The sequence below is a fragment of the Neobacillus drentensis genome (assembly GCF_036966985.1).
Taxonomy (GTDB): domain Bacteria; phylum Bacillota; class Bacilli; order Bacillales; family Cytobacillaceae; genus Neobacillus; species Neobacillus drentensis_E.
The window spans coordinates 1-3,349 of sequence record NZ_JBALSN010000666.1 but is presented as its reverse complement, the minus strand read 5'-3'; the positions used below and the strand labels follow the sequence as shown (position 1 = coordinate 3,349).

General features: G+C 37.9%; 4 protein-coding genes. All 4 read left to right on the top strand.

The genetic code is table 11. The features are described from left to right. Positions 1 to 37: 37 nt before the first annotated feature. A complete protein-coding gene (locus V7659_RS30150) occupies positions 38 to 796 on the top strand; it encodes an alpha/beta hydrolase (protein WP_335543698.1) in 759 nt (252 codons plus the stop codon). A gap of 206 nt (positions 797 to 1,002) precedes the next feature. After that, positions 1,003 to 2,337 (top strand): LLM class flavin-dependent oxidoreductase, encoded by a 1,335-nt coding sequence (locus V7659_RS30145; protein WP_335543697.1) that lies wholly within the window; start codon positions 1,003 to 1,005, stop codon positions 2,335 to 2,337. A 129-nt stretch (positions 2,338 to 2,466) separates the two neighbouring features. Next, complete coding sequence (locus V7659_RS30140) at positions 2,467 to 2,745, top strand: glutaredoxin family protein (RefSeq protein WP_335543696.1); 279 nt, start codon at positions 2,467 to 2,469, stop codon at positions 2,743 to 2,745. A gap of 40 nt (positions 2,746 to 2,785) precedes the next feature. Next, positions 2,786 to 3,319, top strand: coding sequence for a GNAT family N-acetyltransferase (locus tag V7659_RS30135; RefSeq protein WP_335543695.1), 534 nt, complete (start codon positions 2,786 to 2,788; stop codon positions 3,317 to 3,319). The last annotated feature ends 30 nt before the right edge of the window (positions 3,320 to 3,349 follow it).

Here is a 3,349-nt window from a genome sequence, read left to right as displayed (position 1 = left end):
GAAATAAAGTGAGATTGAGAGAAGGAGGAAGATCAAGATGGAGGAAAAGTTTCCTGTTATAAAGGGGGCAGAAAAATTTTATTTTAAGGGAAACAAGATTGGGATTCTTATTTCACATGGATTTGTTGGTACTCCGCAAAGCGTACACTACCTTGGTGAAAGACTTAAGCAATATGGGTATTCTGTTATGGCTCCAAGATTAAAAGGGCATGGTACCCATTATTATGATTTAGAGAAGTGCACTTATGAAGAATGGTTTGAGTCATTGGAAAGGGGTTATCAGGAATTAAAAAAGACGTGTACAAGTATTCTTGTATTGGGTCAGTCAATGGGTGGGACACTGGCACTTTGGCTTGCTCATAGATATAGGGATATACGAGGCATTATCATAATTAATGCTGCTTTAACTCTTCCGGCTTTTGAACATTTAAAAGGTAAATCCATACCGAGATTTCTTGATGAAGGAAAGCCCGATATTAAAGCAAAAGATGCCTATGAAATAACTTATCAAAAAGTACCGATAAAAGCCGTTCATCAACTGCAAACGCTAATGGACATTACACCTGCTATATTACCGGAAATTCATTGTCCTATATTAGGCTTTAGCTCAGCCGAGGATCATGTCGTACCACCTGAAAATACGGATTATATTATTGAACATATAGGGTCTGACTTAAAGGAATTGGTTGTTCTAAAAAATTCTTTTCATGTGGCATCTATGGATAATGACATAGAGCAAATTGTAAAGGGGTGCCATCGATTCGTACAGCAGCAAGTTGGCTCTGGAGTGATTTAGTCTAAGAGTTGCTACTTTTTTGGGAATTGAACAACGTTCAGATAAGTGGGACCTACTAATTGTTTGATAGATTTTTTCAATGAATTCAATAAATGTTTCTATCAGTTAATGTATAGAATTTTTATTCTGTAAGTGTTAGGATAAAGCACAACAATATTAACAGTATTCCTATCTAATAACTATGAATTAAAAAAGGAGGATTTTTGATGCCTAATCAAAAGAAATTGAAATTTGGTGCCATTATTCATGGGGTTGGAGGAAATATTGCAGGATGGAGGCATCCTAATATTCAAGCGGATGCAAGTGTCAGTTTGGAATTTTATTCAAATCAAGCTCTTAAGGCCGAAGAAGGATTATTCGATTTAGTCTTTATTGCGGATGGTTTGCATATTAACGAGAAATCTATTCCTCATTTTTTAAATCGTTTTGAACCACTAACTATTTTGTCGGCCCTTGCAGCCGTCACCACAAAAATAGGACTTGTGGGAACACTGTCAACTTCTTATAGTGAACCCTTTAACGTTGCAAGACAATTTGCCTCACTTGACCAGATCAGTCATGGCCGCGCCGGATGGAATGTAGTTACATCTCCATTAGAGAAATCTGCTTTAAACTTTAGCAAAACAATCGAGGAACATCCTGATCATGCTAAAAGGTACCGAATTGCGGCTGAATACTTGCAGGTAGCAAAAGGATTATGGGACTCTTGGGAAGATGATGCATTTGTTCGCGATAAGGAAAAAGGGGTATTTTTTGATCCAGATAAAATGCATCCGTTAAATCACAGAGGGGAATTTTTCTCCGTTCAAGGGCCGCTAAATATTGGAAGATCGCAGCAGGGGCGGCCGGTTATATTTCAAGCTGGCTCCTCAAAAGCAGGAAAAGACCTTGCAGCAAAAGAAGCAGATGCCATCTTTACAGGACATCCAACATTAGAAGCTGCCCAAGAATTTTATCAAGATGTTAAAAATAGGGTAAAGGCTTTCGGCCGGAAACCGGATGAACTTGTCATCCTGCCAGGGATCTCACCTATTATTGGTAAAACAGAAGAGGAAGCAGAAAGAAATTACCAAGAAATTGCTAATCTAGTATCGATTGATAAAGCACTGGATTACCTAGGGCGATATTTCGAACATCATGATTTCTCACAATATCCCCTTGATGAACCGTTTCCTGAACTGGGCGATTTAGGTAAAAATAGCTTCCAGAGCCATACGAATCGTATAAAAAAGGAAGCAAAAGAACAAAATTTAACACTTCGTCAAGTTGCATTAAAAGAGACTACACCGAAGCCCAACTTCATTGGAACTCCGGAAAAAGTCGCTGATCTGATACAGGAATGGTTTGAAGGTAAAGGTGCTGATGGGTTTATTATTGGTTCAGGTGTGCCAAATGGATTGAATGATTTTGTAAATTATGTTGTTCCTATCCTACAGAAACGAGGGCTATATAGGACAGAATACGAATCAGACACATTACGTGGTAACTTAGGATTACCTTATCCAGTAAATCGTTACTCGAAAGAGGTTATCAAAGGATGAAGCTTGAAACTAAATATTTTCATAGTAAGTGGTGTTTGTGCCGACTAGGCGACTAGAGGCTCTCGATTTGAGATGTTTGATCTTGAATGGGAGTCTTTTTTATTAACAATACTAAGGAGGAAAACAGAAATGGGAAATGAATTATCAGTGGTCGTGTGGGCCAAAGAAGGTTGTCACTATTGTGGAGAGGTAAAACAGTATTTACAAGAAAAAGAGATAAATTACAAAATAGTCGATGTCACAAATCATGATGAATTTCGAGAGATTTTAAATACCAAATATGGTATCCGTCATGTCCCAGTCGTTGAAATAGGTCATGGTGAAGTGTATGAGGCGGTAACACAAGTAGGACTTGATCATCTGGAGAAAGTACTTGATAAATTTAATAAGCATAAAATATTCGGTTAATTCCGATTAATTTCNNNNGGGTAAAGAAGAGGTGTAAAAAATGACCCAACATATCCGATTAGCAGTAGTGGAAGATGCGCCAACAGTGCTCGATTTAACACTTCGAGCATACGAACCTATTCGTGAATTAAACATTAATTTCACAGCTGCAACTGCTGACTTGCAGCTTGTCACGAATAATATTCAGCGCAATGCCACATACGTTTTGGAACAAGATGGCTGTATTATCGCTACTGTCACGGTCCGTTATCCATGGGCAGATCCTGATCATTTCAGTCCGTACCCCTTTATTTGGTGGTTTGCGGTGGACCCAGTATACAAACAGAAGGGAATTGGTTCAACATTATTGTCTTGGGTAGAAGACAAGGTCCTTCGCGATCAGGTGAAAGCACCGGCTGTTTATTTAGCAACAGCTGAACGACATCCATGGCTTGTTTCTATCTATGAAAGGAGAGGTTATAGAATTTTTTATGAAAAGGAAAATAAGGAAGAAAAAATTGTCTTTCTTCGTAAAATCTTGAATGAATCACTATATCACATAATTGAAAATCAAGAACAGATTGCTAATAAATAAAAAGGATAAGGTGGATATTTAATGAAGAAA